This is a genomic window from Pantoea sp. F_5, assembly GCF_008631595.1.
Taxonomy (GTDB): Bacteria; Pseudomonadota; Gammaproteobacteria; order Enterobacterales; family Enterobacteriaceae; genus Pantoea; species Pantoea gossypiicola.
In genome coordinates, this window is the sequence record NZ_VWUO01000015.1 from 1 (window position 1) to 23,701 (window position 23,701).

The window sequence follows — 23,701 nt, forward strand, 5'->3', positions numbered from 1 at the left end:
ACACTTTGGCGTCCAGACTATATGGTATTGACAATGCCACAGCACGTGGGAAGCTTTTTGAAACCTGCTCATGTTGAATTTCCTTATCAGTTGTGGGGACAACAGATGAGGAGTTTGACATGGGCAGGTCTTTACAGGCAGAGCCAGAACCGAGGCGATAACCACGTCCATAGGACGTGGTTTTAAGTTGGCAATAAAAAAACCGGCGCAGCGGCCGGTTCCATTGTCAGTAATGTGTGATCAGGATTATTTAAGCGTAGAGAGTATTTGTCTGATCGACGCATCAATCTGTTCAGCAATCTCTTTTGGCAGACGACTGAATTCATACTGCACAGTGCGCTTCTCGTCATTGGTTTTACGACGCGCATAGGTATTGGCCGTCGTAAACGTTGCCAGCTTTTCCGTCACCGTTTTACTGACGGGTGCAGGTTTTTTTAACTGACGGCGGGCACTTTTAAAGCCATTCAGGATAGCGCTCTTCTTCTCATCTGCGTTAGCGTTTGGCAGTGAATCATCAGCCTCCAGCTTTTGCTGGATTTCGCTGACCAGTCCGGCGACATCAATCGCTTCCGCTTTCGCCTCCTCCCAGACATCAAGCAGCAGCTGATAATCCTGAAGGGTCAGTTCAGAAACGACCGGGAAGAGTTCAATAAACTCAGCGGGCACGGATGCGGCCTGAAATGCACGGGAGACCTTAGCGTTTGAGATACCTTCCGCTTTAGCAATGTCTGATTTGCTCATGCCACTTTCGTTCATCAGCATAAAGCGCAGACCCAATTCACGCAGGTTATGCTCTTTAGCTGTCTGAATATCAGCAGCCAGCTGACGCGCATCGCTCAGGCTTAGTTCATCCGCGGTGACCAGCACTTCCAGACTGGCCCCGGAAAGAATGCAGGCAGCACGACGGCGCGAGCCATCCATAACCTCAATCCGGTCACCGTTAACGCGACCTATGGCCGGGAAAAACTGCTGCAGTGTAATCGTACGGGTGATTTCCTGCAGCGATTCCGGCGTCAGCGTGCTCTGGTCACGTCCGTTGATTTTCGGGTCAACGCTGGTTCGGGTTTCAATATCGTCATGCAGGATCAGCTGGCGTACAAAGGTCGCCTTTGCACCTGACTTCAGCGTAAACGTGCGCGACTGGCTGCTGCTGTCGATCATGTTCGCAATAGCAGAATCGCCGAACTTGCGGCCAATACGCTGTATAGGTTTGCTCACAGGGTACTCCTGATATATTCGATGCGATCAAACACGGCCCTTGAGAACTGCTCGGCTTCATATTTGGCTTTTCGCAGCGCATCTGCACTGCCAGGGTAGGAAGCGGGATTCGCACTGATTACCGTGTCAAAGGATTCGCCACAACGCTCAAATCCATCAAGACGAGGTAAGCCACAGTCCAGCATCGACTTAGTAAACACCTCACGGGCGTAACTTTGCGACGTCAGGTGATCATGCTTCGAGGTCATTTTAGACATAAAGCCAATATTAGCTTTGAGTCGAGGTTCGATACCTTCGGACTCGATACGCTCCAGCATTTCTGGCAGACGCGTCAGATACTTCATGGTGGAGTGGAAATCCACCTGTGCCGGTGGCGTCGGTGTCAGCAGCACATCGCTGGCCGCGATCGCATTCAGCATAAAGGAATCCAGATGAGGGCCGGTATCAAGGAAGATAAAATCGTAGTCACCTGCCAGACGATCGATCACATTACGCCGAAGGACTTCTGAGGGAGCAACGCCGGGCAGATGTTCAGCAACCAGCTCTTCCCAGTCGCTGGCAACGAAGCCATCATCGATTGAGGCCGGGATAACGTCAACGCCGGGCATGACGGTAGGCTTAATAAACTGCTCACGAAGCTGGTCTGCATCCAGATCGTTGAGCATAGCCTGCGCTGCTGTTTCCAGTACTGAGCCGACACTGTTGGTGTGGCTCAGGAACATTGTGCTTGACGCCTGTGGATCCAGGTCGATAACCAGTATACGCAGGTCATTGTGCAGCATAGATGGATGGGCGCGCATACCGTGAGCCAGCGTCACGGTACTGACGGTTTTAGAGACGCCGCCTTTGAGGCTGACAACAAATACGACAAAGGGGCCATCATGCCGATCGCGATATTTTGGTACTTTACGATGCTGATAAATGTCGACGACGTTCTGAATGGTCAGGGCATATTGCGATGTACTGCCGGTTTGCTTTTTACCAAACTGATATCCTGCTGCTTCCATATCACTAATCGCAGCGACGACAGCGTGCTTACTCAGCAGGGGCATATTAGCAACAGCATTGCGGGAGAAAGTCTGGTAAAACCCTGTCTGGTTAAATTCCTGACGCTGTTGCTCAATGTGATCACTGAGTCCATGTAACATGGAGTTGGCACGCGTTGCCATCTCCAGCACTCCACCATAATCGCGCTTCATAAGCCCCTCTGCGTTAATGTTTTCTGCATACTACACAAAAAGCGCAAACCTGCCAATTTTTTAGGAAAATGCCAAAAACCTGGATTTTTTGTCTCAGGTGGTGGAATGGTTTTCGGAAATTTATTGTCAGCTGTAAAAGAGGATCTCTTGAGCTCTGTGGCCGTAGTCCATTCAGTTTGAGTATGTTGAACAGGCATCAGAGATGAGTGTGATAATGGATGGCGGATGTTAGTGCCCGATATTCGTTTTAATTCTGTAATGGCAGAAATGCCCAGTCGGCAATCGTGGCCCTTATTACAGTTGCTGATCATGGTATTTTCATCATGAAAATTCTATATATATCCATTTATATCAGTATCTTAAGAGAATATTTGCCTGGTGAAAATCTGCAGCGAAAATGGGTTTTCATCAAGTATTCTTTTAACTATAAATCGTGGGTTAAACGTTGATGAAATGCATAAGCGGTCACTCAGACAATACTCCTTTTTAGTTATTGACACTCTTATTGGTAATCAAACTTTGCTTCCTCAGAAAAACAGATATCAGCCTTTGTACATTACCAAACTAACCTATTCTGACTTTTAAGATCATAACAATCGAAATCGAAGAATTTCTTTTATCGCACTAAGCATAATCTGTCAGTATTGCTATGAGCCATGCTGTAAACCTGACACATCAACTATCGGGCTGTGAGCTTCTACATGAAAAATAGTCATATGCGTATCGGAATTACAGCTTCTGTAAAGGCAGGGCAGAATCTGTTTGTTCCTCTAAGAAATGGTGCTCATCGTAAGCTTGCCAGAAATTCATACCCTCTTATAACTTTCGATAACGATTTGTATAGAGTTTGTGTGATGCTTTCTCACAGAGTCCTGCAGCATTTGTCATTACATCTGATAGTGATTCTATTCATATCTCTGACTAACTTTGAGCCCCATGAAGATGTTGTATTTCGACTGTTTGTTTTAGCGGTTTTATGAGTACTACGATGAAACATTGAGATCTATGAATGGGGCAGGGGATTGAGAGTAACAGGCCAGATAGCATTAACTAATAAGACACCGCTTAAGCAGGAAAAGGAAATCCGCATAATTTAAACATTGTCTGTTCGGTTAGTGTACTGGTATGACAACCAACTTTCTTTTTGCCCTCGTTATAAACGATCGCCTGCAGTTACCTGATGATGTGACTATGCATAACAGATTTCTTTATGAACTGAGTTCGTCAGGTTGGGGAAAAGTATCAATCGCTACGCTAACTTATCGCTGTCTGAATTCATTCATGAGCCAGTCGGACTTAATGAGTCGATCTTCAGCCATAAGAAACGTTATTTCCGGGATCATAAGCAGGGTGTTTTCACTATGAAAATATGTAAAAATAACTTATTTATCAAAAATATACATCATTAATTTCATGGTGAAAACCTGTTCTTCACTCCTGAAAGTTTACCTAAAGAGCTGGGAGATCTTCGCTCAGAGCTTAAAACCTTTATATCTTTATGGTTTTTGGCCACACCCGATTAAATGCTTTGCCTTGTCAGCAACAGATTGCTCCCACACCTAATAACTCGCTCAGAACCTGCTTATAGCATTCTTCATCTCGTATCTGCAGTTGAAAACCCGTTTGACCTCAGCTTTGGTTATTGCTGAATCATGTCTGTTTTATCCCCGTTATTCACAGGCGAGATCCAATTGGTCGATCCTCAATAGATCAAATTGAGATCCTTAACAGATCCCAACAGGCTCTGAAGCCACGCAGCACAAGGTCTGAAAGGGTGTTGGTAACCACTGTAGCGAGAAGAATAACCACTGAAGAGAGCACAACAACCACTATAGCGAGTAAAGCAACCGCGCTGGCGAGTACTCAACAACCACTGTAGCGAGTAGATAACACTTTTTCATGTGCATAACCCCCGATTGAGCACATCCGCTGTAGTTTTAGAGTCTTTGGCAAGGAAACAGGGTAAAAACGGAGATTCTGATTAACCGCGGACAGGCTTTTTTAACGGGTTATCCACCGAGCAGATCCAATAACAGATCCACATAAGATCCTTTTTAAGTTCCTTAAAGATCCCTGTGCCGCCTCAGCCCGTGGTATCACTGCGATAAAGAAGGTTAGCTAACCACTATAGCGAGTAAAACAACCACTATATCGAGATAAATAACCACTATGGCAAGTAGATTAACCGCTATAGTGAGTGCTAGTATCCACTGTATTGAGTAACAGCGGCTCTCGCCTGTTCACATCACGGATCTTCCTAATGCCAAGAAAAGAACCAGATATCCTGAACATAGCTGATGCGTTTAGCGAAACAGACAAGCGTACAGGCGAAGTTGTTACTCTGACGCCCAACAGTAACAACACCGTGCAGCCGGTCGCGTTAATGCGACTCGGCTTGTTTGTTCCAACGCTGAAATCCACCGCGCGCAGTCAGAAAAACCAGATGAATGCGATGGATGTGACTCAGGATCTGAAACAGTTATCCCTGGTCAGATCGGAAGGGTATGACAATATCAAGATCCTGGGTGCCCGACTGGATATGGATAATGATTTTAAGACCTGGGTCGGGATCATTCGCGCATTCGCTACACATGAGTGTCTGGGAGACACGGTAACGCTCTCATTCGTAGAATTTGCAAAACTCTGTGGCATTCCTTCTGCGCGCCTCTCATCGAAGCTCAGGAGCCGTCTGGACGCTTCGCTGACGCGAATTGCATCTAATACCCTGACTTTTACCAGCAAGGGCGGAGAGAACTACACAACGCATCTGGTGCAGTCCGCCAAATACAGCGTCAAGAAGGACACAGTAACCTTACAGGCTGATCCTAAAATCTTTGAGCTGTATCAGTTCGACAGAAAGGTGCTGCTGCAGCTTAAGGCTATTAATGAGCTGGCACGCAAAGAGTCCGCTCAGGCGCTTTATACCTTCATTGAAAGCCTTCCGCCTAAACCTGCGCCAATATCTATGGCGCGTCTGCGTGCACGGCTTAACCTTACGTCGCGCGTGATCACCCAGAATGCGACGGTCAGAAAGGCGATGGAGCAGCTAAAAGAGATTGGTTATCTTGACTATACCGAGACCCGACGCGGCTCTTCCGTTTACTTCTGGGTTCATTATCGTCACCCCAAACTGCGCCCGGCCGAACTGCCGCTCAGCAAGGCAGGCTTGATCGATGATGAAATGGACGAGTTTGACGATCTGGACAGTGATCCCACTGGTATTGATGTCAATCTGCCCGAACCGGTGAGTGCGGATGAAAGCAGTGAGCTTGTCATGGTGTCGCGTGAGGAAAAAGAGTTACTTAACAAAATCAGGGAACAGAAAAAGCGTTAGATACCTGTTCATCTCACCGTTCACCAATGAGCAATCCTGCTGCCTGCTAACCACTATAGCGAGAAAAAGGGCTGTTTGATGGCATCTGACAGCCCTGACCACTATAGCGAGTAAAGCTGCTCGCTATAGTGGATAGTCTTTTCCCGACAGAGCATCAAGAGCCTGAATCGCCTGCCTGAAAAGCATCCTGCAATTAGCTCTGGTCTTCCATTCCGCCTCTACGGCCAGCAGGGTGCATTGAGCTTCACAAAAAATCTACTTCCTGCAATGGTTAACCAGTACGTACCGCGGCATCTCTGCAAACGCTGCAATCAGGCATTACGGTGTTTATCACTCGCTATAGTGGTTAGTCTGGTCTGGTTAACAGCATGCGGATTCTCCTCCTGACGCCATGTGTGGGATGCCGCAGGCGAAATTCAGCTCTATGGTCTTACTCGCTACAGTGGTTATCGCCATTCTAAAATGGCCATCTCATCTTTGTTTGCCTCATTCTGCCTACAGAATTTACTCGCTATAGTGGTTTTCTGGTGATTTATTGACTCATGTGTTCAGATAATGATCAGGTGACAGACCTGGCTGTTACAACATTCTCGCTACAGTGGTTATTTTTATTGGATTGAAGGGAGGGCGTCACTCGCTATAGTGGTTAGCAGTATCGCTTTACTCTGCCTGTTAATCTTACTCAGCCAATAAAGTGAATGCTTACTATCAATATGTACCTCACACAGTATTATGAGCATAAAAAATCAGCAGGCCAGCTAAGGTCAGACAGGCACTCGCTACAGTGGTTGCGTTACAGGATGAGCAGAATGGTTTCGCTAACAGAACAAAGTTATTATTACTGAATAACAGCTTAGAGCAGGGCAGGGCTATCATTCCGTTCGTGCTACATACACATTTTCACACGACCTTTTTACTCGCTACAGTGGTTACCCCACATGGGAATCATGAGTGGTGCCCTTTTGAGCACAGATGATCTCAGGCTCCTCTTTCTGGATTGCTTACCCGATAGAGTGGTTATCATCAGAGGAAAGACTGAGCAGGTACTCACTACAGTGGTTATCTGAGCGCTTATTGTCTGCCTGAGTGATTTATCGTAATGATCCGGATGATTATTGCGCAACATACTGGCTACAGTGGTTGACAGAAACGCTTCTGGTGCACCTTTACTCGCTATAGTGGATATCTGTCACATTCCACAGGGCTGAGAGTGCAGTTCAGTCTCCGATTTACTTCCTATAGTGGTTAACCTGTCAAAGTTACTCGCTATAGTGGTTATCAGGAAATGTATGCCGTATACGCGTCAGAAACTCAATTAAAAGTGCAGTATCACGTTCAGGATGTTTGTGAAAGAAGCGTGGAATGCGCGGATAAATAAGAGGATACCTGTCAATGACACCTGTTCCTGAGAGCTGACAGGGCCATAGATTAAGAAAGCGGCCGCTCGCTGGCGCACCGCTTTGGACGATTGGACTGTGTGCGTTACATCGCCTCGCGATATTCCGGCCAGGCGACCGATTGGGCCTCATAGCGGCCCGCGGCGGCGAACAGCGTACCCTGGAAATTGATTACACCTGCTGCTTCCAGCCACATCCACTCTTCCGCCTGTACGATCCCTGCCGCGATGACGGTGATCTCCAGCGCTGAGCAGCACTTGATGATCGCCTGCACCACCGCCTGCTTTGGCCCACTGCGATGAACGTCGCGGGTAATACTGGCATCAATACGGATACGATCGGGCTGGATATGAGTCAGCAATGCTAATCCTGCGGAGCCGTCTCCAAAATTGTCGATAGACAGACTGATACCGAATGCTTTCAGCGCGCGTACGGCTTCAGAGAATGCGTCCAGTTGTGAAATCACGCCGGTTTCACTCACACCAATCACGACCTGCTCCGGCACCAGACCTGCCTGCTGAATAGCTGCCACAATATGCTCGACGGCGTCGGGTAAGACAACCAGCGTCATTGGCAGCAGACTCACGTAGAGCGTCATACCATCGGGACAAACCAGACCAGCCTGGGAAAAGGTTTTTTTCACGGTTTCCAGATCGTCAACATAAAGCCTGTCGCCGGAAATTTCACCGTCAGTCATCGGACGAAGGGTAACAGCTTCAATGGCGGTCACCTGACGCGCCAGCGGATCAACCACCGGACGGAAGCTTACGCCTTCTGTCTCCGGGCGGGAGTCCGGCACATGAGTGTGCTCTGAAATAAACTCCCAGTAACCTGGCGGAAGAACCTCGTAGTAGTTTTCTTTCTCACGTGACTCTACAAAAGTACGCAGGAATTGCAGTGCCCGATCATCATAGGTCAGGCGATATTTAGACGTACCTTTGTCCAGCACCGCCTGTAGCAGTGATGAGCGATCGTGTTCGCGCAGGTCAAACAGCGACATACCCGCATTACCAAAACGTCGGGAAGGCGCATAGTCACGCATCAGCTCCACCACATTATGATGACGGCGATCGGCACAGATTCGCTGATAAACTTCCTGAATGCCCACTTCCGGGCCTTCGAGTAACTGGAAGAAATGGGTGCCGTTAAATAACAGGATACCGGTTACATCGTGGGTGCTATTGATTTTACTGGCGTTATCGACCATTTCCGGAAGGGTTCTGACCGGAAAATCATCTGAAATATGGCTGCGATAGATTATGGTAGTTAGCATGTGCAGCTCCGTTTTATGTGATTGTTGCGGACACGCTAACACTGTTCAAAAAATGTTTCATCTTTACTTGGTGACTGTCGCACAGACTGCACCAGAGCAGGTGGCACTAAGCGAAGCGGCAAGTCGGCAGACCTGAAGCAGGTTACCGTAACGATCTTAACGCTGCTGGATATCCGCAGATAAACTCATGTCAGTACATCACAAATAAGACCGCCATCATGGCGGCCTTGTGGCTTTAGCGGAAGCGTAATCAGCAGGGCAAAAACGCAAAGTTCAACGCGTGCACCAGTGATTTCTTTGCGTGCAGGTTTATTGACACTCACCACGCAGTTTCCAGTAAAGCCAGTGATCCAGCGCTTCTTCCTTTAATGGCCTGGAGTAGAAATAGCCCTGAGCCTGATCGCAGCCATATTCTGTCAGGGATGTCACAGCGTCAGGACACTCAACGCCTTCGGCCACCACCGTATAGTCCAGCTCTTTAAGCATGGCGATGATGCTGCGGGCAATAATGCGTGAAGCCGTATCTGAAGAGAGCTCACTAATCAGAGAACGATCCAGCTTGATAACATCCAGCGGCATACGGCGCAGATAGCTGATATTACTGTAGCCTGCACCAAAATCATCAAGTGAAATCGTGAATCCCCGGTCTCTGAGCATCTCCAGACCGCGTAGGGCGGTGGGGCTTTCAAGGATACGTTCTGTCTCCAGGCATTCGATGCCCAGCAGCGAGGTCGGAAGCTTAGACTTCAGCATTTTGCTTTCCAGAGCGGAAGCAAATCCCTCGCATGCAAAATCGCGTACGCTGACGTTTATGGTTAACGGCAACTGAATACAGTTATTACGCAGTCGTCTGAGACGTTCAACTGCCTGATCGATAATCCAGGCGGTCAGCACCGAGAGCAGATCGGTCTGCTCGGCCAGCGGAATGAAGGCAGCAGGTGAAAGTTCGCCTCTGCTGGGATGTCGCCAGCGGATGAGCGCTTCCAGGCCCACCGGTTTACCACTCTGCAGGCAAATCTTGGGCTGATAGACCATATAGAGTCCGATGTTATCGCGCAGAGCTGTTTTCAGATCGGTCATCAGCAGGAAATCTTCTGAGCGCTGTGTTTCCGTCTCAATATCATAACGCTGAGAGGGCAGCCCGCGCCCGACCGCTTCATTCAGCGCGCTGACCGCGCGGCGCAACACTTCCGACGCTGGCATGCTGCCAGCAACAAAGCCTGCCTCACCGGTATGAGGCGTCAGTGCAACTGACAGCCCCTCATCCATGTCTGCACTGATACCCTCCAGGCGACCGGCGACCCAGGCTGCACTCAGCCGGCTATCAGCACGGGTCAGAATGGCAAACCGGCCTGTGGCCACAGTGTAGATCATCTCACCCACCGCCGGACGCAGACGCAGCGGCAGCAGGGTAGCCATATCCTTCAGCAGGCTTTCAACCGGATTCATTCCCATAGTGCGGGCCAGTTCATAAGCTCGTGACATGTCGATGCAATCAATCAGCACCAGACGTCGTGGCGTGGTATCGCCGGCTAAGGCCAGATATTGCAAATCACGTATCAGGCGCTGGCGGTTAGGCAATCCGGTCACCGGATCGCAAAAACCAGCGGAGTGCCAGGCTTCAAGAAAGGACATGACCAGCGTGGAAAGCAGCGTTAATGTCGTCACCTGCTCAACGGTAAACGCATGCGGCTCGGTGTCGGTAACACAGAGTGTGCCCAGAATAATGCCGTCGCGGGTTCTCAGAGGCACACCGGCATAAAAGCGAATAAAAGGTGAGCCAGTGATCAGCGGATGCGTGACAAAGCGCGCATCGTGATAGGTATCCGGCACGATCACTGCGCTGTCGCTGTCTACCACATGACGGCAGAGTGAATCCCCACGCGTTGAGCGTTGCAGATCAAAGTTATGTGATGCCCGCACGGTCTGGAATTCGTCATCCAGCACCGAGATAAAGCTTCCCGGGATACCCAGGGCCTGACTGGCTAACCGGACAAATTTTCGCAGAACGTCATCGCGACTTTCGTCAGGGTTGCGCAGTGCCTGCAAAGCACGACTTCGGCGTTCATTGTCGCCGTCTAAATTCTTGAGCATGTGTGTAACCTCCGCACCGGTTGATTACGGAGCGAAAAAAGAAAACTGTCCGGAGCGAAATCTGATTCGGGCGGCAGGAAATATAGCGTATTTTTTATTTTCAGCCTGATGATAAGGCAGTATGCGGCGAGTGTCTCTTAATATTTTCTTTAACGCATAAAGGCAATATTTACGATTCGAAAATTTAATCGAAGCGGTGCCTGATTATTTATTTTTTATATTTTTAGCCCGGAGCTTCAGCGCTATTGAGGTTTATTTTCGGACAAAAAATCAATAAGCATTCAGGATGGTTACTATTATTTCTAAGTCGGTTTTCAGGGGAAGTAGCCCTGATGCCGGAGGCAGGATCGTTATGCGCAGGCTGCTCTGCGGGATAACCTCTTAAAACACAAGGTAAAAGCCGGGAAGGAACCTGGACCGGCAGAGATGACCTGTCAGCGTGCCCCCGGCTGATGCAGGCCAATCCACCACAATGCCGACGTTGACGCAGCATTTCTGTCAGCAATCAGCTTAACTTTTGATACCATTCAGAGATTGAGCCGGGCGACGTGGGGGCGGGTTCTGTTCCAGCCAGTCACGCACCTGTTCGGTTCGTGCGCCGCTTTCACGGATCGCGCGTGTCAGTCTTTCCTGGGTTGTCCTCAGCTCCTGAGTCCAGTAGGTGATTTGCCACTGTTCACGAATTTCCACATGCGACAGATCGTCGGGTGAGCGACGCTGGATGGGATTTTTCATTTATTATCCTCCGCTGGTTTCAATGATGCAGCCTGAACAGGAACCTCAGGCTAAACATCTATCCTGATGAAGAATGGGGCATTGAGGTAGCGGATTAATCCCTGAATGCTTCTTAAGTCAAATAACAGGATAATTCCTGGCGGAAGAAATAAAGCATTCTAAGGAAATAGGAAAAGCGCAGTCAGGACGAAATATGCCGCTTCGCTTACAGGAAAATTTCGCTTAATTGTTAAGTCTGAAATTTGACATTTAAGCAAAATAGTCAATTATTCTCTGGTCTTTCGCACTGAGCGCTTTCGGGTCGCTTCGCTTTAATTGCTGGCGAAACGCTGTGCTTTTGCGTTTTTAATCATGTTGAAGGAGTCTTTGTTTGGTTAATCGTCCCCCCAAGCCGCCTGTGATTGTCCAGAGTAATGTGCGTGAACTTCGACTTGCCGCTGGCCTCTCACAGCAGAGCGCCGCTGAGCGTTTTGACCTTAGCCTGAGAGTCTGGCAAACCAAAGAAGCAGCAGGTAATCCGACGTTACTCAGCCAGGGTGAATATGAACTGCTGTTATTACTGGCTGGTTGTCATCCCCATTTCATTCTTGCGCCTCAGAACAAAAAGTAACGGCGCTGTTAATATCCTGAAATCTATTCCTGTGATAACAGACCGGACAGTCACGTTAAAAAAATCTATTCAGCCACTTGAAAGCTGATAACCAATCCCTATTTTAACGGTGATCGGGAATATGATACCGGTCAGATGAACTTTTGGATGAACCTGTTCAGGAGATTATCACCATGTCAGTACAACAGTTTTCTGTTTTCCCTTCGCTGGCGGATTCTGTCTTTTCAGACCGTTTTAGCCGTATCGATAAATTGTTCAGCCAGCTGACTGGCGACAATCCGGTGACGTCAGTTCCCGCTTACGATTTGCAGCGGGTTGAGGATAACCGCTATGCGCTGACCGTCAGCGTACCCGGCTGGAAAGAGCATGAGCTGGAAATAGAACTACGTGGCGGACGACTTTCCGTAGCAGGTCACCGGGATGATGCATCAGAGGAATCGTCTGGCGAGATCCGGCAGGAGAACAGCAGCTGGATCCATCGCGGTATTTCCCGGCATGATTTCCAGATGAGCTTCTCTATTCCGGAGCACATGAAGGTGACCGGTGCCAGTCTGGCGGACGGTTTACTTAGCATTGATTTGATCCAGGAAATACCTGAGAGCGAGAAACCGCGCCGTATCCCGATTGCAATCGGCGGACCACGAACGCTGGAACATCAATAATGTGAACAGGGCGGAAGCGGCTCAGGCTGTTTCCGCCTTTTTTAATCGCTGGCAGTAAAAAACCAACTGCATCAGGCGCTGGCAGACATAGGGCCGACGGGGGATTGCAAGCCGGTATTTGTTCCGGTCAGCATAACGGGGTTACCCGCCTCAAGGCTGGAGAGAAATGCCGCCTTCATCGCAGCACTGATGCCATCGCCACACCACATCAGATGATGCTCAAAGTGGCGATGCGCCACGGCAGGGACACCGCATGTGGTCGCTGCGACTTCAACCCGAAAGCCCTGTCCGTTGAGCCGTATCGCTTCCATCCAGATCTCGGTTTCATCCGTCACGCTGACCGCTTCAAGAAACAGCGGTACGGTGCTGCGTCGCTGTGCGGCCAGCGACAGGCGATCCCACTGATCGATCACGGCATTATGAAAACGCTGCTGACGCTCTGCTGCTCCTTCACTGAGGTCAGAACGCAGCCAGAGGTTGAGCGGCCGCAGATAGCGATTAACATAATCATCGCCACAGTAGTCGGTATTCATCATCTGCAGTTCACGTTCAATATCTGCGTCCGGATTGTTCGCCAGCAGTTGCAACATATCCTCTTCCCGGCAGGCCCAGCCGCCGGGCAGCGTGACGTTGGGCCAGTTAAGGGCAGCATGGATATCAAACAGCGTATGGCCTCCTGATGTCATTTCACGAACGCAGAGCGCGCGCGTGAGCTGCTGATCTGAGTAGCCAGCAGGGCCTGGCGGTGTGATCAGCCCGGCACGACGCCAGCGACGCAGGGTTTCAGGAAGAACACCGACGAGACCACATACGGTATCGGTAGAGTGCTGAGGCATAGTTGATATCCGGAAAGATTAGCAATTTCATGATGGCGAAGATGGTGGCAGTATGCGCGCCAGGAATAAATAAAGAAACAATCATTTCCATAATCTCTCCCTGTGACAGGTGCAGAGATGTCAGAGAGTAAATGAACAGACGGAGATGAGAGCCGACAGGCCGGTGCCGGGCGCAGAGACGCCCGGCGATTATGAACGCTTTACCAGTGGTACTTGTTAGAATCTTCCCACTCTTTCACTTCTTTTTCAGCACGGTCTTTCTCGTAGCCGTAGCGTTCCTGAATTTTTCCGACCAGCTGATCGCGCTTCCCTTCTACAACGGTCATATCATCATCCGTAAGATCACCCCATTTTTCCTTGACCTTACCTTTGAACTGCTTCCAGTTGCCGCCAATGCGATCTTCGTTCATGGTGATTCTCCCAATTCCGGTTGTTATCCAGGGACCTGATGTATATCTGTCTTGCCAGAAGGCTGTCAGATGGATCAAGCATGGCACAGCTTTTGCCTTTTGCAGCGAAGCGGTGTGAGCCGCTTCAAACTATGAGCAAAAGCGCAGGCAGGGGGAGTATATTGTCGGGAGAATCATGGGCGACGTGCAGGCCAGCTCACGGCAGGCAGGGCATTAAGGGCAGGGCGGGCAAACAGAAAGCCCTGGTAATAGCGGACCCCGGCCCCTTCCAGCCAGAGCCACTCTTCAATTTTCTCGACGCCTTCCGCAATGACCGTGATTTCCAGCGCCTGGCAGCACTTAAGGATGGCCAGCACAATCGCCTGACGTGGGCCACTGCGGTGAATATCGATGATCAGCTTGCGATCGATCTTAACTTTGTCGGGCTGGAAATCGGCCAGCAGCGACAGGCCTGCGAAACCGGCACCGAAATCATCAAGGGCCAGGCTGATTCCGGCTGCTTTCAGCTGCCGCACAGCAAACTGAAAGGCATCGAAGCGGGAGATGACCTCATCTTCAGTCACCTCAACTACCACCTGCTCAGGGCGCAATCCCTGTTGCCTGATTTGCTGAATGAGATGTTCAACCGCATCGTCGATCATTACCAGTGACATGGGCAGCAGGTTGACGGAAAGGGTCTGCTCCCGCAGGCCGAGATGTCTGGCCAGCTGAAACGCATAGATTTTGGAATGGAGATCCGCCTGATAACGCTCGCCTTCCGGCAGCTGTGAAAAGTAGTCGGCGGGTGGTGCGCCCTGAAGACCGCGTATCAGGGCTTCGCAGGAGACAATCCGGCGATTCGCTGCGTCTACGATAGGCTGAAGCGCAAATTCACAGCGCTGATCCGCTGCAGGCTGCAGGGGTGGCACGGCACTGACGGTAAGGGGCGTAGTCAGTGTCCACTCGCTGGCAGGGGCAATTCCGATAAACGTCTCTTTGTCCCTGCCTTCGACAAAAGAACGCAGGAACTTCACTACCCGGTCATGTCTGATTCGTTCATCAGTCAGGGTGACCCGTTTAAGCAGGGCTTCCACGACGGTATGTTTCTGATAGTCACGTAAATCAAATAAGGCCATACCGGCCTGACCAAAGCGACGTGCAGGGGCGTAATCTCGCATCAGTTCAATCAGATTAAAATGCCGATCATCCTGACTGATACGCTGGAAAACCGTGTGAACGTTCTCGACGCTCCCTTCAAGCACCTGAAAAAAGTGCTGCCCGTCATAGAGCAGTATCCCGGTGACTTCAGCTTTAGCGTTTTTGATACTGGCGCGCTCCACCAGCGCTTTGAGCTTCTCTGGCGAGACCGAACCCGCAAGCTGGCTACGGTAAATCAGGGTAGAGAGCATAAGCAGACTCACATGGCAGGAAGTTACTGATTAACCATACCACAGAAATATTGATGGTTAAGGGCATAACTGCGGCCAATATAACGTTCTGCTTGCGGCATCAAACCGGACATAGGGCAGGGCAACACATCAGGAATTAAGCGCACGCATGTCCAATGGCATTTCAATAATAAACCGGCGAATAAACAGAGATAAAAGAAAAGCCCCCGCAAAAGCGGGGGCGAAGAGAGGATATAGCCTATTATTATAACGTAACGACATCCCTGGTGAGGCGTCGATCATTCGGTTTGTGCCTGATTATTGCGCGCTTTTTGTTCTCCTTACCATGTTGAACTGGCGGAATTATTAAGCGGGTAAAATCAGTTTCTCTGCTATTTCAGAAAATTGTCCTGATATTCAATCAACTGGTTTAGTCTTTTGATAACATCAGCGCAATCATTGAATTATCAGGTTACAAATTCCCCTTTTTCCAGTCACATTCTTAACGTCTTCAGCAGGTTTAACCGGTACGCGTAGACATTATCGTTCTGCAGAGTTAACTCCGGTCGACATCTGCGATATCTGAAAAAGTGCCCCCTTTTTGTAGGGGGCAAGGGTAGGAGTCAGATCACTCTGAAACAGAAGTGGATTTCGTTGCAGAGCCATTTAAAGATAGGGCAAAACCGCTGTTATTTCCGCTGCGGTTAACTTTTTTTTTAGTTAGATATCAAACAATTAAAATGCCTGCAATATAAAATAATGAGCAGGATCAGTCAGTTAATTGGATATGAAAACGATTACTAAGATTAGGATTAAAGTCCTGATCTGCCTGCGGCTACGGCTATTAATGGCCATAATTCAGGCAGCGTACAGCAGGTGAATGCAGACTTGACCACCTGACAGATTAATTATACTGTTCATGCATACAGCATTATTTTCAAACAAAAGCCGTTGTGGAGTCAATGCGATGTCACAGGATGATGAGATCTGGCATGCGTTCAGAGAGGCGATAAGACAGGATGATACCGGTCAGTTTACTGTCAGTACCCGGGATTTTGTGGCGGAGCTGCAACAGCGCAACGCACCTCATACACTGCGAGCCGCAAATACCTGGATAGAGATGCATATTACGACCTTCAGTGATATCTCAGTTGAGCCTGGAGAGTGTCGCCTGTTTCAGATGCCTGCGGCGCACGATTAATACGCGCCGCAGAACCGGAAAAAACACTTCAGTGCAGGCATTTCAGCCACTCTGCTCTGGCAGATGCTGACTGAATGGCTTCAGAGCCTGGACGAATGACGCCCCATATCCGAACGGTCATGATAGTTCGGATTAGCGGGATACCTCTTCTCGCAGGCCTTGCGTGCCAGGTTGAGTGCAACTTTGCGCTTTTTAAGCTTTAACTTAGGCAGCCACTCTTTGAACTGCGACGTCAGCGACGCTGCCTGCTGTTCGGTTGTGACGCGACAAATGAACAGCTTGCTCTTCGTCTGGCGGCTGACATCAATGGCATAGATCTCAAAGCCAGCACTGCACTCTTCATATTCAACATCTGTAAAATGCATGTGTGGCCAAAGACCGGTTCTGGTTTCAAATGTGGCTAAATCCATGAGAACTACCTTTTTTATTGTAAGCGTTATTGCTGCGCGACAGACTTAAGCCTGGTCGGGCCAGTGAGCATAGACCAGAATCAGCATTCCGCCAGTGAATTCCCTGATTTAATCTGGCCCTGACACAAATCGTTAAAATCTCAGAGATGTATCGCCAGTATTCATCCGGCCTCGTTTACACGTATCAGTAAATCTGATGACACGCCCGCATTTCGAATGTTCATTCCCGACAGCGCCTGCTATTCGCAGCACTGAGGTTGAAGGATCTGTTGCCCTCTCTCATGGTGTTAACGTGCTTCTTAATAACAATTATCGTCAACCATCCTGTTGAATTAGCAGGCTAATCATCAGATCCATACCAACAGCAGCGGAAGCCCGATCCTGGCCATCGGGTTGTGTAAACATCGTGTAAGCAGGCTGGCAGATTTTTCGTCGGGATGCGTTGTTAAAGGGGATCACTAACTGAGAACATCGTGAGGTAGTTCACTCTGTTACAGACTCAAGGAAAAAAATAAAAATATATCCTCTACGATTGATTAAAGCCCTGCAGATGAAAGCCGATAAAAATAATCCAGTTAAAACCAGGTTCACAATTATTTCTCTCCAGGGGACGTTTATGACTATTACACAGCGTCTGGTATTGATTTTCTCACTGCTGGCAATGTCACTGATTGCGCTGGTGATTATTTCTTTATCAGTGATTTCGGGCTTTCAATCTCGTTTTGAATACGTACAGATGAATGCGATACCCAGCATTCGTGATCTCAACAAATCGATCAGTGTCACCAATCAGTTAGGGATTGCGCTTTATCGCCACCAGAGCACCAGCGATGCGACAAAACTCCCTGCTGCCGAAGAGCGCATTGAAAATCTGCTTCAGCAGGTTAAGTCACTGAATGATTATTATATGGCGAATGACATCTCCAGTGATGAAGACAAAGCGATGACTGAGCAGGCTAATAAAAATCTGGATGCGGTACGCAGCGCATTACCGGAATTTCTTGCCGCGTCACGCGCCCATAATGATGCTGTCACGCTTCCATTACTCCAGAGTGATAATGGTGTGGGTGCTGCTGCCCGTAAAATGGAAGCGGATTATACCCGTCAGATTCAGCTGAATATTGATATTGGCGAACAGCTCAGGGCTGAGAACAAGCGCATTTATTCGCAGACGCTGTGGGCGATGTCTGGTGGCTCGCTGCTGCTTGTTCTGCTGCTGGCAGGTTTCTCCGCTAAGGTTATCCTCGGCATTAAAAGGAGCCTCTCAGGCATCGTCAACACGATGACGCAGGTGAGTCATACGCTTGACCTGACCCATACCGCTGAAGTCAGCAGTAAGGATGAGATTGGCAAAACGGCGATGGCGTTTAACCAGTTGCTGTCACGTGTTTCCGGCACGCTGCTTTCAGTCAGTCACGCCGCGCAATCGGTCAGTGCCGGATCCACGCAGATTGCTGCAGGTAATGAAGATCTTTCCGCGCGTACGGAAGAGCAGGCGGCATCACTGGAGCAGACGTCTGCCAGCATGGCGACGCTGAGCGAAACGGTGCGACAGAACTCAGAAGGCGCGCATCAGGCCAGCAGCCTGGCGAATAACGCCAATCACATGTCCATCCAGAATGGCGCGGCGGTGGAGCAGATGCTGAGTACCATGGATGAGATCCGCAGCAGCTCAGCTAAAATCTCTGAAATCACCGGGCTGATTGAAGGCATCGCCTTCCAGACCAATATTCTGGCACTGAACGCAGCAGTCGAAGCAGCACGAGCCGGTGAACATGGTCGCGGCTTTGCTGTGGTCGCGTCTGAAGTGCGTAATCTGGCGCAACGCTCTTCTTCTGCCGCACGGGAAATCAAAGACCTCATCTCAACGTCGGTTTCACAGGTGGAGCAGGGTTTAGAGCAGGCCAGCGGTGTAGGATCAAACAGTGAAAATGTCCGTCAGGCGATTCAGCAGGTAGCCGATTTGGTCAATGAGATTGCCGCGGCGACGTCTGAGCAGAGCAAGGGCATTGAGCAGGTTCATCAGGCCATCGGCCAGATGGATGAGGTGACGCAACAGAACGCCTCGCTGGTAGAAGAGGCTTCATCCGCCTCTAAATCGCTGCAGGAGCAGGCAGAGACGCTGTCAGGGTTGGTGGCGACCTTTACGCTGGAAGGTAACAGTAACCAGCGTGTCGCGCAGTCGCAACAGCCCGCTGGTGTACGTCGTCCGTTGTTGCAGGCGAAGCAGCCTGAACGCCACACCGTCGACATGACTCAGGCGAACTGGGAAAGTTTCTGATCGCTGAGCAGTAAAGTTCTGGCCTCCACACTGTGGGGGCTTTTTTTATCTTTTATAAGCGAAATAGGAATAATTTTTATTTAAATAAAAGTGAAATGAAATCGATTTCATTATTAACATATGTTGCCGGAATTAACTCTTTAGAGTAAGTTGAGACTGTGTCGATATTTATAAGGAAAGCGTTTTCCAGGGTTAATAGCGGAATGGAAATTGAGTCGATACAGTGCGGATGTCTGTTATCGGCGGCAATGACATTAACTTTAATTTCTTAATTTTCATAACGGCGATGCTGAAGTCAGGCTTACGACTAAAAACGCTTTTGTGTATATTATTGTTTTATCTATATGATATGTATCACTATTTGTAAGTTTGACTTAGGTGAATATTGCAGTAAATATCGTCATTTTATTCACTGTAAAATAACGCAACGCAATCTATACTCCTTTCTGTTGCGATATACATTTCTGAGATTTTATACCCAACCCCTTTCTTCATAGCGTTATTGCGCTGCATAAGGCGCCTCTGGCTATACAAAAGAAAGGGTAAAAATAATATTACACGAGCAATTTTGTGCACTACTCACCTGCACGCCTCATACATCAGAGCGGAAAAGAATGAAAAAAATACTCGACCGGATTAATTTGCCAGCAAAATTCCTGTTACTGGGATCCTTTGCACTGGTGTTGTTTATTTTACCTACCTTTCTGTTTATTCAGACAGGCAACCAGCTTATTGATACTAAAAAAGTCGAACTCACCGGTATTCCGGTTGAGAAAAAAGTCCTGCAGTTACTGAACCTGCTGCAGCGCCATCGGGCGGAAAGCGCTATCGCCATCTCCCTTAACAAGCCTGATAACGCACCACGTCTGGCACTGGTCTCGCAAATCAATACGTTATCCGGAACAATTGCTGACGATCTGCGCAACGATGACGAGCAGGCACAACCGCTGAAATCGCTGCAGCGGGTTAATCAGGAGTGGGGTCAGCTGCAGGATGATATCAACGCAGGCAAACTCACGCTGGCAACCAGCCTGACACGTCATGCCCATCTTATTCAGGCGTTACTGGACACCAATCAGGATGTGCTGGATTTTTATCAACTGTCACTGGATGCGGATTTAAATACCTACCAGCTGATCGTCAGCATCTATAGCCGCCTGCCGCTGCTGACTGAAACGTTGGGTCAGATCCGAGCCAATGGTACGTCGCTGATTGCCAGTGGCAATATTTCTGAGTCCGATCGCAGTCGTCTGGCGTTCCAGATTGATAATGGCAGGACGGCTCTGGCACAGTTCAGCAAAAATCTGGATAAGGCGTTTTTCATTGAGCCGGCTCTGAAAACGACGTTCTCAGGGCTAGCTGAGGATGCGAATCAGCAGGCACAAGGCGCACTGCAACTGGCTGATAGTATATTTGTGAGCGGACACGCCAGCGTGGTACCCGTTGAATATGTACGGGTGTTTACTCAGGCGATCAACCGCTATGCGGAGCTGGGCGATCAAACCAGTTCCCGACTGGAACAGATGATGGATGTGCAGATCGATAAAAAACGTCATGCACAGTATCTGCTACTGGCAGGTCTGCTGGCCGTCGCTCTGCTGGCCGTTTTGGTGGCGGTGATGATCACCCGCTCTGTGACCCGCCCGGTCAAAGAAGCGGTTGAAGTAGCCAGCCGCGTTGCGGCAGGCGATCTGACAGCACAGCTGACGATTTCAGGCAGTAATGAAATGGCTGAACTGCTGAATGCGCTGATGCGGATGCAGCAGCGTCTTGCCCAGCTGGTTTCGGATATCAAAGGTAACGCCGCCACCATTGCCCACTCTTCGGAAGAGATTGCCCGTGGCAATGGCGACCTTTCGTCACGCACCGAACAGCAGGCGGCTTCACTGGCTGAAACAGCGGCCAGCATGGAACAGCTGGCATCAATTATTCAGCAGAATGCGGATAACACCCGCTTTGCCTCTGATCGCGCAGAATCAGCAACACAGGCGGCACTGTTAAGCGGCGCGGCGATGGATTCTGTGATGCAGACCATGCACAAAATCCGTGGCAGCTCAGGTCAGATTGAAGAGATCACCTCCGTGATCGACAGTATCGCCTTCCAGACCAATATTCTGGCATTGAATGCAGCGGTTGAAGCGGCACGCGCCGGTGAGCAGGGCAAAGGTTTTGCGGTTGTCGCATCCGAAGTGCGTGCGCTGGCACAACGTTCCGCCAGTGCAGCAAAAGAGATTAAGAGCCTGATTGAGCAGTCAGTTGGTCACGCACAGGAAGGGATTGCGATGGCGCAGAACGCGGGCGACAAAGTGAAGCAGAGCGTCAGTGCTATTGAACAGACCTCTCAGCTGATGCGTGATATCTCTTCTTCTTCTGAGGAGCAGAGCAGTGGTATTTCACAGGTCAATATTGCAGTGAACCAGATGGATCAGGTGACGCAGCAGAACGCCGTGCTGGTGGAAGAGTCGGCCTCCTCTGCTGATGAGCTTGCCGCACGCGCAGGGCAGTTGCGTACCATGGTTGCGGTGTTCCAGACGGCGTAATGGTGTTAAAACAGCCGCCACCTGTGGGCGGCTGTTTTTCTCTCAACGCTCGCTACGCCTGATGATCCCGCAGACAGGCCAGATAGGTTTCTCCCGACCGCATCACTTTTTCTTTCGCCTGCTCACGAATATCCTGACCTTCAAACGCGCCATAAAGCTGCCCGAATGTCACGTTAGCAAGCCGATGCAGGATGTCGCCTACCGTGGCGGCTGACAGTGGCAGCATATTTGGGTAGCTCCACATAAACGACACGCCATGCGCGCCCGGCGTGACCTGCATGATATCCCCCACCAGCATCACTCCTTTGCCCTCGTCCCAGTGCAGCACGCTGCCTCCGGGAAAATGGCCGCCCAGCCGTAACAGCGTAACCGATGGCATCAGCGCGTGAGATTCACCCTCCCAGAACCGGATGTACGGGCTCTTTCGGACAATCCATTGCCTATCGCGGGCGTGCAGATGAAGGGGCGCGTTAAACGCCTCAGCCCACTCCTGCATGGTGGTGTAGTAGTGCGGATGTGAAATCGCGATAGCATCAATGCCGCCCAGCGCTGCGATCAGCGTGTACGTGGCGTCATCAAGGTTAGCAATACAGTCCCAGAGCACGTTGCCGTGCGGCGTACGCAGCAGAAAGGCACGCTGATTAATAGCAAACTCAGGCACGGTTTTAAGGCTTAACAGCGCATCGCTGTGGGCCGTCCACTTATTTGCGTGGCTGTCGCGCAGCGCGTCAAACGCGATCCAGCTCTGACCCGTGGCAGGAACGTACTGACGTTCATCCTCACAGATTTTGCAATGCTGATGTGAAGACTGATCCGGATAAGCGGTGCCGCAGGCGGTACATAACATCGTCATGGTGATCTCCTTTGTCTCACTCAAGCTTAAGCACACCTGCAAAAACCGCACTTTCCTGACGCAGTCTCGCCACACGATCACCGCTGGCGGCGTAAAGTAATCCGCGTCAGTTCCGAGGGACGGCCCAGCCTGACCGCCATGCCTGGCCAGAGTGCCGTGCCGTTATTCACATAGAGCTGCATTTCGTCAACCTGATAAAGCCCGGACACAAATCCGGCGTTGGGTTTAGCAAACAGCCGGTCCAGTCCGATAATCAGACCGCCATGCGTATGTCCTGAAAGCTGCACATCTACGCCCTGCGCCGCGTTCTGGCGGGCATTGCGCGGCTGATGATCCAGCAGGATCACCGGTGCGTTTTCAGGTGCCTGTGCCAGCGCGCGGGCCAGATCGGGGCCGATCGCATTTCTGCCAGCTGCGGAGGCGTCCGGCAGGCCGGCAATCACCAGTTTTGCCGCGCCGCGCTGAATAACGGTGTGGCTGTTGAGCAGCGGCTGCAGCCCCAGTGAGGCCAGATGGGCCGTCCAGACTGCCTGATGGAAGAAATATTCGTGGTTACCGGTAATTGCCCATACGCCGTCAGAGGCGGTCAGCGCGCGCAGTGGTTCAACGTCATGACGCCTGTGTTCAAGGCTGCCATCGATCACATCGCCCGTTACCACAATCAGATCGGCGTTAAGAGACATCGCCCGCTCAACCATCGCGGCGGTCCACACACGATTAAACAACCGGGTGATGTGCAGGTCGGTCAGCTGCAGCAGCTGATAACCCTCAAACTCAGCCGGAAGATTGGGCAGCACCAGCGTCACTTCTTTGACCGGCGGAACCCGTATCGCCTGCTGTACGCCAACAGCAGCCAGCATCATCGCCAGCACCACAGCCAGATAGCGAATACCAGGCACCAGCTCCAGCGGATATCGCAACAGCAGCGCGATCAGCATGACTGCATCCATCAGCATCTGCAGCAGCGCCAGCAGCAGCACGGTACTGTACGCCCAGTTAAACAGGATGATGATAATGCGGGGCATTTCGGCGGAGAAAATGCCGCCAGACGTAAAGCGGCTTACCAGCAGATATTGTGAGGCCAGCAGCACCAGTGCTGAGAGCAGGATCTTGATGGCCAGTGGCAGTGATAAGGGAATGATGACGCGCGCAATGACATACCAGCTGGGTAAGCTGAAAATCAGGTGAAACATGGCAGTTTTCCGATAGGGCGCTGAACATCCGCGCAGGCAAATAAGAGACGATCGTTTATAGAACTGTTTTCAGCACAACAGTGTATAC

General features: G+C 50.2%; 17 protein-coding genes. 6 read left to right on the forward strand and 11 right to left on the reverse strand.

The window, feature by feature from the left end; translation table 11 throughout:
• Nucleotides 1–246: 246 nt before the first annotated feature.
• Both F3I44_RS17855 and F3I44_RS17860 read right to left on the reverse strand, forming a co-directional pair.
• On the reverse strand, nt 247–1,218 hold the full coding sequence (locus F3I44_RS17855; protein WP_150015225.1) for a ParB family protein: 972 nt from the start codon (nt 1,216–1,218) through the stop codon (nt 247–249).
• Complete coding sequence (locus F3I44_RS17860; RefSeq protein WP_150015224.1) at nt 1,215–2,417, reverse strand: AAA family ATPase; 1,203 nt, start codon at nt 2,415–2,417, stop codon at nt 1,215–1,217. Before F3I44_RS17860 ends, F3I44_RS17855 begins: the two co-directional genes overlap by 4 nt.
• A gap of 2,260 nt (nt 2,418–4,677) precedes the next feature.
• Here F3I44_RS17860 and F3I44_RS17865 point away from each other — a divergent pair.
• Nucleotides 4,678–5,751, forward strand: coding sequence for a RepB family plasmid replication initiator protein (locus F3I44_RS17865; RefSeq protein WP_150015230.1), 1,074 nt, complete (start codon nt 4,678–4,680; stop codon nt 5,749–5,751).
• Nucleotides 5,752–7,233: 1,482 nt separating this feature from the next.
• On the opposite strand, the gene F3I44_RS17870 is transcribed toward F3I44_RS17865, so the two are convergent.
• From F3I44_RS17870 to F3I44_RS17880, 3 genes are all read right to left on the reverse strand, one after another.
• On the reverse strand, nt 7,234–8,421 hold the full coding sequence (locus F3I44_RS17870; RefSeq protein WP_150015223.1) for a diguanylate phosphodiesterase: 1,188 nt from the start codon (nt 8,419–8,421) through the stop codon (nt 7,234–7,236).
• A 309-nt stretch (nt 8,422–8,730) separates the two neighbouring features.
• Entirely contained in the window at nt 8,731–10,515 is a 1,785-nt protein-coding gene (locus F3I44_RS17875; RefSeq protein WP_150015222.1) for an EAL domain-containing protein, read from the reverse strand.
• Nucleotides 10,516–11,025: 510 nt separating this feature from the next.
• On the reverse strand, nt 11,026–11,250 hold the full coding sequence (locus F3I44_RS17880) for a DUF3606 domain-containing protein (RefSeq protein WP_150015221.1): 225 nt from the start codon (nt 11,248–11,250) through the stop codon (nt 11,026–11,028).
• A gap of 370 nt (nt 11,251–11,620) precedes the next feature.
• Here F3I44_RS17880 and F3I44_RS17885 point away from each other — a divergent pair, with 370 nt between their 5' ends.
• Nucleotides 11,621–11,860 (forward strand): transcriptional regulator, encoded by a 240-nt coding sequence (locus tag F3I44_RS17885; RefSeq protein ID WP_150015220.1) that lies wholly within the window; start codon nt 11,621–11,623, stop codon nt 11,858–11,860.
• Between the two features lie 173 nt (nt 11,861–12,033).
• Nucleotides 12,034–12,522 carry an Hsp20 family protein gene (locus tag F3I44_RS17890; protein WP_150015219.1) on the forward strand — a complete coding sequence of 163 codons (489 nt, stop codon included), beginning with the start codon at nt 12,034–12,036 and terminating at the stop codon, nt 12,520–12,522.
• Nucleotides 12,523–12,593: 71 nt separating this feature from the next.
• Here F3I44_RS17890 and F3I44_RS17895 read toward each other — a convergent pair whose 3' ends face one another.
• From F3I44_RS17895 to F3I44_RS17905, 3 genes are all read right to left on the reverse strand, one after another.
• Complete coding sequence (locus F3I44_RS17895) at nt 12,594–13,358, reverse strand: MerR family transcriptional regulator (RefSeq protein ID WP_150015218.1); 765 nt, start codon at nt 13,356–13,358, stop codon at nt 12,594–12,596.
• Between the two features lie 200 nt (nt 13,359–13,558).
• Nucleotides 13,559–13,768, reverse strand: a complete 210-nt coding sequence (locus F3I44_RS17900) for a CsbD family protein (protein WP_010256969.1) — start codon at nt 13,766–13,768, stop codon at nt 13,559–13,561.
• A 173-nt stretch (nt 13,769–13,941) separates the two neighbouring features.
• Nucleotides 13,942–15,156, reverse strand: a complete 1,215-nt coding sequence (locus tag F3I44_RS17905; protein WP_150015229.1) for a diguanylate phosphodiesterase — start codon at nt 15,154–15,156, stop codon at nt 13,942–13,944.
• Between the two features lie 946 nt (nt 15,157–16,102).
• Here F3I44_RS17905 and F3I44_RS17910 point away from each other — a divergent pair.
• Nucleotides 16,103–16,336, forward strand: a complete 234-nt coding sequence (locus F3I44_RS17910) for a DNA polymerase V subunit (protein ID WP_150015217.1) — start codon at nt 16,103–16,105, stop codon at nt 16,334–16,336.
• Nucleotides 16,337–16,416: 80 nt separating this feature from the next.
• On the opposite strand, the gene F3I44_RS17915 is transcribed toward F3I44_RS17910, so the two are convergent.
• On the reverse strand, nt 16,417–16,746 hold the full coding sequence (locus tag F3I44_RS17915) for a hypothetical protein (RefSeq protein WP_150015216.1): 330 nt from the start codon (nt 16,744–16,746) through the stop codon (nt 16,417–16,419).
• A 616-nt stretch (nt 16,747–17,362) separates the two neighbouring features.
• Between F3I44_RS17915 and F3I44_RS17920 the strand changes: the two genes are divergently transcribed.
• Nucleotides 17,363–19,027: a methyl-accepting chemotaxis protein gene (locus tag F3I44_RS17920; RefSeq protein WP_150015215.1), complete on the forward strand. Its 1,665-nt coding sequence runs from the start codon at nt 17,363–17,365 to the stop codon at nt 19,025–19,027.
• Between the two features lie 614 nt (nt 19,028–19,641).
• Nucleotides 19,642–21,567 (forward strand): methyl-accepting chemotaxis protein, encoded by a 1,926-nt coding sequence (locus tag F3I44_RS17925; RefSeq protein WP_150015214.1) that lies wholly within the window; start codon nt 19,642–19,644, stop codon nt 21,565–21,567.
• Between the two features lie 52 nt (nt 21,568–21,619).
• On the opposite strand, the gene F3I44_RS17930 is transcribed toward F3I44_RS17925, so the two are convergent.
• Both F3I44_RS17930 and F3I44_RS17935 read right to left on the reverse strand, forming a co-directional pair.
• Nucleotides 21,620–22,420 carry an MBL fold metallo-hydrolase gene (locus tag F3I44_RS17930; RefSeq protein ID WP_150015213.1) on the reverse strand — a complete coding sequence of 267 codons (801 nt, stop codon included), beginning with the start codon at nt 22,418–22,420 and terminating at the stop codon, nt 21,620–21,622.
• A gap of 77 nt (nt 22,421–22,497) precedes the next feature.
• On the reverse strand, nt 22,498–23,613 hold the full coding sequence (locus F3I44_RS17935; protein ID WP_150015212.1) for a metallophosphoesterase: 1,116 nt from the start codon (nt 23,611–23,613) through the stop codon (nt 22,498–22,500).
• Nucleotides 23,614–23,701: the final 88 nt, after the last annotated feature.

Coding starts and splice junctions, on each gene's coding strand:
- F3I44_RS17860 (WP_150015224.1), bottom strand. CDS start 2,417: ATGAAGCGCGATTATGGTGGAGTGCTGGAGATGGCAACGCGTGCCAAC.
- F3I44_RS17865 (WP_150015230.1), top strand. CDS start 4,678: ATGCCAAGAAAAGAACCAGATATCCTGAACATAGCTGATGCGTTTAGC.
- F3I44_RS17870 (WP_150015223.1), bottom strand. CDS start 8,421: ATGCTAACTACCATAATCTATCGCAGCCATATTTCAGATGATTTTCCG.
- F3I44_RS17875 (WP_150015222.1), bottom strand. CDS start 10,515: ATGCTCAAGAATTTAGACGGCGACAATGAACGCCGAAGTCGTGCTTTG.
- F3I44_RS17880 (WP_150015221.1), bottom strand. CDS start 11,250: ATGAAAAATCCCATCCAGCGTCGCTCACCCGACGATCTGTCGCATGTG.
- F3I44_RS17890 (WP_150015219.1), top strand. CDS start 12,034: ATGTCAGTACAACAGTTTTCTGTTTTCCCTTCGCTGGCGGATTCTGTC.
- F3I44_RS17895 (WP_150015218.1), bottom strand. CDS start 13,358: ATGCCTCAGCACTCTACCGATACCGTATGTGGTCTCGTCGGTGTTCTT.
- F3I44_RS17900 (WP_010256969.1), bottom strand. CDS start 13,768: ATGAACGAAGATCGCATTGGCGGCAACTGGAAGCAGTTCAAAGGTAAG.
- F3I44_RS17905 (WP_150015229.1), bottom strand. CDS start 15,156: ATGCTCTCTACCCTGATTTACCGTAGCCAGCTTGCGGGTTCGGTCTCG.
- F3I44_RS17910 (WP_150015217.1), top strand. CDS start 16,103: ATGTCACAGGATGATGAGATCTGGCATGCGTTCAGAGAGGCGATAAGA.
- F3I44_RS17915 (WP_150015216.1), bottom strand. CDS start 16,746: ATGGATTTAGCCACATTTGAAACCAGAACCGGTCTTTGGCCACACATG.
- F3I44_RS17920 (WP_150015215.1), top strand. CDS start 17,363: ATGACTATTACACAGCGTCTGGTATTGATTTTCTCACTGCTGGCAATG.
- F3I44_RS17925 (WP_150015214.1), top strand. CDS start 19,642: ATGAAAAAAATACTCGACCGGATTAATTTGCCAGCAAAATTCCTGTTA.
- F3I44_RS17930 (WP_150015213.1), bottom strand. CDS start 22,420: ATGACGATGTTATGTACCGCCTGCGGCACCGCTTATCCGGATCAGTCT.
- F3I44_RS17935 (WP_150015212.1), bottom strand. CDS start 23,613: ATGTTTCACCTGATTTTCAGCTTACCCAGCTGGTATGTCATTGCGCGC.